This is a genomic window from Streptomyces sp. NPDC031265 (assembly GCF_055570295.1).
This window is the reverse complement of record NZ_JBVIHM010000062.1, coordinates 1-5,071: the sequence shown is the minus strand read 5'-3', so window position 1 is coordinate 5,071 and position 5,071 is coordinate 1. Positions and strand designations below refer to the sequence as shown.

Sequence of the window (5,071 nt, the reverse complement as noted above, 5' to 3'; positions counted from 1 at the left end):
CGATACTGGTTGTATCGGGGTGATCCCGACAACGCGGCGAGCGTGCGTGCCAGACGCCGCCGGGCAGACGGGACTTTCGAAACACGCCCTAGCAGGGTGGCCAGGCGACCACGCTGAGATTCGCGGCATCGGGATCCGCGTCCAGACATCGCAACGTGAGCTGCTTGCCACGCTCCCGGGGTGTCCAGCCATGGTGAAGCAACGCCTGGCGGATGGCAGCCGCGACCAATCCCGGCGCGACCACCACTCCGTGCTCGACCCACGTCACCATGCGCTGCCCGTCCGCTTCCCCGTGCACGACGACGATGGCCAGACCGGGCTCGTCGTTGGGCGCCACCACCCAGCGATAACTGTCCCCGTCCACAACAACCATCCGCGTGCCCTTTTTCGCTATGCTCATGCAGCGCAGACTTTCACAGCCCGTACGGTTGGGAATACCTAATTCCCGCTCTATTGCCGGGCCCAGCTACCCCACCCGTGCGGAACTCGCCTGCCGGGCGCCTCACCCGCACACCAGGAAGGCAACGCGCGGTTGCCGAAGTCCAGAGCCGGTCCTGACTAACGTTGCCGTTCCACGGCCAACAGCACCTGCTGTTCATGGTCGACACGGTAGAACTTCCCCCGCTCCAGCTGGTCATGGGGAACGCTGAGCACGGCGAGGTCGGCCCCTTCCCGTTCTCTTACCTGAGGAGAGACGTAACTCAGAGCGGTCTGCTCCATCTGCTCGCGGTCGCGGACCTCTGCTCCGGGCAGGTTGACCACCTGATGGACGTGGTGGATCGCCCCGCTGCCTCTGTCATACACGACAAACACGTACCGAGATTCGGGCTCTACGGATCCGTCGGTTCCGCCGAGAGCGTCTTGCGACATCATGTGATCAGCTCCATCGGAAGATGTTGCAAACGGCGGTGCCTTCTTGCCCTGAGCCGAGCGCGAGCGCGAACGTGACGCTCGTCAAGTGCTCGTCAAATACGGTGTTCGGCCAGTTGTAGAAGTTGTCGCCGAAATCCGTCACATTCTCCGACCCTGTGGGACTCGGGCGTGTCCGAAAGCCGCGAATGCCCGAATTGCAGAGGCCGGCGCCATCGGCCTGCCCCAGGCTGACCTGCCCCACAGCCTTCTGTGCGCCGATGTTCATCTCCAGCGTGCCGCCTCCGGTGCTGGACCAGAGGATGTTCCAGCTCATATCAGCGATCGGCATGGGTGTCCTTTTCTCTTGCTGGAATCAAGCGCCGGGCAGCGGCCTGCGCGGACGTCGACGGCGGTGTTCCGGAGTGCCTGCGCGACGAAGCAAGACCTTCCTGCGCTTTCGGAGCGTATTTGCATCATCACCCTTGGTTAATGGGCTCGCAACCTGCCGACAGCACTACTTGATCTTTTGGCCTGTGGGGTGAGGCTCGGGTGGTCTGAGCGGGGGATTCTTTTCGATGCGGTCGATGGACGGGGTGGGCGCGAGTGTGGCCAGGACCTCGATGGCTTCCGTGCTGCAGTGGTGAGCGGCCCGATACCGAACCCGGTCGCGAGCTGGGCAAGGGTGAGGATCCTCGACGTTTCCGGACGGGGACGCAATAGGGTTGCCCTGAACAGGAAACGAGGCAAGGTCGCGCCACCCAGCATGTACTCGCCGGAGTTCTGTGAGGAAGCCGTCCAGATCGCGTTGAGGTCGAGCAAGACGATCGATCTCCGAAGTCGCCCGGTTTTGCCGGGTCTGCTGTTGAGTCCGGCGGCGATGGTGTCGAGGTCGTCTTGGGTGAGGCCGGTCATGGTCGCGCCTTTGGGAAAGCACTCGCCGCCCATGACGCCGCGAGCCTGCCCGCGAGCCCCGAGGCCCGGGGCCCCAACGACTGAGACCGAGCAGCCGATCCGACCCCTGGGCGCTTGAGGTGGCCGCACCCCTGATCTGGGGTGTCAGGGGCGGACGGCGGTCACCAGCTCGCCGGTCGTCACCACCCGGGCGAAGCCCCCGCCATGCAGTGAGACGGCACTCGCTCGGGCCAGCTCGTCGGCTGTCAGATGCCAGCCGTTCGGGCCGGACAGGTCGAAGGTGTGGGTGGCGTCGAGGGCGACCAGCACGTCGTAGCCAAGGTTGCCGCCCATGCGGGCGGTGGTCTCCACACACATGTTGGTCTGGATACCGGCCAATACAATTTGGTTGATGCCCGCCGCCTTGAACCAGTCGTCAAGGTCGGGGGTGCCGTAGAACGCCGAGTTCACGGACTTGGTGACGAACAGCTCCGGCCCGCCGCCCTTGCCGCGCTGCTCCTCGACGTACTCCTTGAAGTCGTTTCCCTCGTACCCGGTCCGCAGCGGCGAGCCGGGTTTGTTCGAGTCGTGCCGTACGAAGACGACCGGCCGGTCCGTGTTCTGCCAGGCCGCGATCAGCGAGGCGATGTTCTCGTCAGCGGCCGGGTTGTTGCGCGGGCCCCAGAACTCCGACTCGTCGAAGCCCTTCTGGACGTCCACCACTACCAGCGCCGCGTTCTGTGTGATCTCCATGCCCACGATCCTGCCGCCCTGACGGGCTCTCTCACAGACGGCGAGAAGACAGCGATCGATGGTTTACTGCCAAGGTGACCCAACCAGCACCAGCCCACCGCATCGCGCTGCTCGCCTTTCCCGGCATCCGGGCCTTCGATGTATCGGTGATCACCGAGGTGTGGGGCGCGGACCGCACTGACCACGGGGTCCCCGCGTTCGAGCTGCGCCGGGTGGCCGCAGGCTCCGAACCGGTACCGATGCGCGGCGGGCTCGCGCTCACACCGGACCGCACCCTCGCCTGGCTGCCTCGCGCCGAGCTGATCCTCGTGCCGGGTTTGGACGACCACGTCACCCCGGCGCCCGAGCCCGTCCTCGCAGCGCTGCGCCGCGCCCACGCCCGGGGCACCACCATCGCCGCACTGTGCGGCGGCGCGTTCACGCTTGCCCAGGCAGGACTGTTGGACGGCCGCCGGGCGCTTACCCACTGGGCGCTGATGGATCTGCTGAAGACCCGGCATCCACAGGTGCACGTCGAACCGGACGCCTTGTTCGTCGAGGACAGCAATCTGTGGACTGCCGCCGGTACCGCCGCCGGCATCGACCTGTGCCTGCATCTGGTGCGCACCGCGCACGGCGCGGAGGCAGCCGCGACCATCGCCCGCTCCATGGTCACCGCACCCTTCCGGACCGGCACCCAGGCCCAATTCATCGAACATCCCACCCCGCACGCCGACCGCGACGCGGACGCGCTGGCCGAGGTACGTGCCTTCGCCCTGGCGCATCTCGACGAGCCACTCACCGTGGCCGCGCTCGCCGCCCGCTCCGGAATGTCGCCGCGTTCCTTCGCACGGCACTTTGCGGCGGCCACCGGAACCACACCGTTGCGCTGGCTCCTGGACCACCGCATCGCGATGGCCCAGAAACTCCTCGAACGTACCGACCTGCCCATGCCCGAAGTCGCCCGCCGGTCCGGTTTCGGCAGCGAAGTCACCATGCGACAGCACTTCACATCCCGCCTGGGGACCAGCCCTCGCGCCTACCGCACCGGGTTCGCCGAACGGCCACCCTCCGGACAGAGACGTTGATTGCGGGCCAACCACCAACCGCTTCACAGCAGACCATCAGTCGAGGGCCATGAAAGGCCATCGCGAGGCAGAGCCAGGAGTAACGGCCTCGCCCCTGCTCGGTCGTAGGGGGTAGCTGGAGGCCATCCGGCGTCCCCGTCCCCGCAGACGACGCGGGGATGGAAACCGGCGGCCTGCGTGTTCTTGACGGCCTGTTCCACCAGGACGGCGTCCATGTCGACGGAGGTGACGGCGTCATCTCCCAGCCGGAACAAGGACGCCACCGCCCCGGTCACGCCCGCCCGTGAGGACGCCCCGGCCCCGCCTGGACGTGGCGACGCCCCGCACAAGGGCTCCCCGGCGCGCAAGCCCGGCGCCTCCGGCCGCAGGCGCCCGGGGCCGGCCGGCTCCCGGAACAAGTAACCGCCGCGTCCCCTCAATCCACGTAAACCCCAGGCTGCCGCTCCGCCCAAGGCACCGCCTGCTCCAGCTGCGCCGCCACCCGCAGCAGCAGGTCCTCGCGGCCATGGGCGGCGATCAGTTGAACCCCGATGGGCAGGCCCTCGCGGCTCTGGCTCAGGGGCAGGCTGATCGCGGGGTGGCCGGAGACGTTGAACAGGGCCGTGAACGGGCCGTGTTCGAAGATGCGGCGGAGCCAGGAGCGGATGCTGTGGCGGGCGTCGTCGTAGTCCAGGGTGCCGTGCCGGGCGGGGAGTTGGGCCAGCGTAGGGGTGACCAGTAGGTCGTGGTCGAGGAAGAAGCGGCCGATCGGCCGGGTCACCAGGTGCTGGGCCTCCATCGCGGCCAGGACGTCCAGCGCGGTGAAGGACTCGGCCTCGGCCAGGATGCGGCGCGAGACGCCTTCGAGTGCGGACGGGTCGGGTCGGCGCGGGGCGCCCCGCAGCACCGCGCCGCCGGTCGAGACGGCGCTGAGCATGACCGCCTCCACCACCTCGTCGGCATCGACGTCGGGGCTCGCCTCCGTCACGATGTGGCCGATCCACTCCAGGACCTGGCCGACCGCGACGGTCGCCTCGGCGATCTGGCGGTCGACGGGCACGCCCGACCACGGCACGGTGGTGAGGGCGACCCGCAGCCGGCCCGGGTCCGTGCGGACCTCGTCGGCGTAGGGGCGGGTGACCGGCGCCAGTTGGTACTTCTCGCCGACCGTCGGCGCGGACACGGCGTCGAGCAGGTGTGCCGCGTCCCGTACGGTCCGGGTGAGGCCGAACTCGACCAGCTGCCCGAACGCGGCCTCGCCGGTGAGCGGTCCGGACGGGGTGCGGCCGCGGCCCGGCTTGAGGCCGACCAGGCCGCAGCAGGAGGCCGGGACGCGGATCGAGCCGCCCGCGTCATTGGCATGTGCGAACGGTACGGCCCCGGGGGGGGGGGGGGGGGGGGGGGGGGGGGGGGGGGGGGGGGGGGAAGAGGGGAGGGGGGGGGGGGGGGTTTTTTTGTGCCCCTCCCTGGGGGAGAGAAACAATGTTCTGGTTCGCCAGGGTGCCGCCGTGTGGCTACGACTGGGGGGC

At 68.5% G+C, this 5,071-nt stretch carries 7 protein-coding genes; 2 read left to right on the top strand and 5 right to left on the bottom strand.

Annotated elements, in window-relative coordinates:
- Positions 1–88: 88 nt before the first annotated feature.
- The 4 genes from ACZ499_RS40000 to ACZ499_RS39985 form a co-directional block, all read right to left on the bottom strand.
- Positions 89–400 carry a hypothetical protein gene (locus tag ACZ499_RS40000; RefSeq protein WP_468682140.1) on the bottom strand — a complete coding sequence of 104 codons (312 nt, stop codon included), beginning with the start codon at positions 398–400 and terminating at the stop codon, positions 89–91.
- Positions 401–558: 158 nt separating this feature from the next.
- A complete protein-coding gene (locus tag ACZ499_RS39995; RefSeq protein WP_468682139.1) occupies positions 559–804 on the bottom strand; it encodes a hypothetical protein in 246 nt (81 codons plus the stop codon).
- Positions 805–877: 73 nt separating this feature from the next.
- On the bottom strand, positions 878–1,201 hold the full coding sequence (locus ACZ499_RS39990) for a hypothetical protein (RefSeq protein ID WP_468682137.1): 324 nt from the start codon (positions 1,199–1,201) through the stop codon (positions 878–880).
- Between the two features lie 707 nt (positions 1,202–1,908).
- Complete coding sequence (locus tag ACZ499_RS39985) at positions 1,909–2,496, bottom strand: cysteine hydrolase family protein (RefSeq protein WP_468682135.1); 588 nt, start codon at positions 2,494–2,496, stop codon at positions 1,909–1,911.
- A 74-nt stretch (positions 2,497–2,570) separates the two neighbouring features.
- On the opposite strand from ACZ499_RS39985, the gene ACZ499_RS39980 reads away from it, so the two are divergent.
- Together ACZ499_RS39980 and ACZ499_RS39975 are read left to right on the top strand one after the other, a co-directional pair.
- The gene (locus ACZ499_RS39980; RefSeq protein ID WP_468682133.1) at positions 2,571–3,563 is read left to right on the top strand and encodes a GlxA family transcriptional regulator; all 993 of its coding nucleotides are present in this window, start codon (positions 2,571–2,573) and stop codon (positions 3,561–3,563) included.
- Between the two features lie 213 nt (positions 3,564–3,776).
- Complete coding sequence (locus ACZ499_RS39975; RefSeq protein ID WP_468682132.1) at positions 3,777–3,965, top strand: hypothetical protein; 189 nt, start codon at positions 3,777–3,779, stop codon at positions 3,963–3,965.
- 13 nt (positions 3,966–3,978) lie between these two features.
- Here ACZ499_RS39975 and ACZ499_RS39970 read toward each other — a convergent pair whose 3' ends face one another.
- Complete coding sequence (locus ACZ499_RS39970) at positions 3,979–5,025, bottom strand: amidase (protein WP_468682142.1); 1,047 nt, start codon at positions 5,023–5,025, stop codon at positions 3,979–3,981.
- Between the last annotated feature and the right edge of the window lie 46 nt (positions 5,026–5,071).

Excerpts from the sequence above, each read along its gene's own strand:
- ACZ499_RS40000 (WP_468682140.1), bottom strand. The coding sequence starts at position 400 with ATGAGCATAGCGAAAAAGGGCACGCGGATGGTTGTTGTGGACGGGGAC.
- ACZ499_RS39990 (WP_468682137.1), bottom strand. The coding sequence starts at position 1,201 with ATGCCGATCGCTGATATGAGCTGGAACATCCTCTGGTCCAGCACCGGA.
- ACZ499_RS39985 (WP_468682135.1), bottom strand. The coding sequence starts at position 2,496 with ATGGAGATCACACAGAACGCGGCGCTGGTAGTGGTGGACGTCCAGAAG.
- ACZ499_RS39975 (WP_468682132.1), top strand. The coding sequence starts at position 3,777 with ATGTCGACGGAGGTGACGGCGTCATCTCCCAGCCGGAACAAGGACGCC.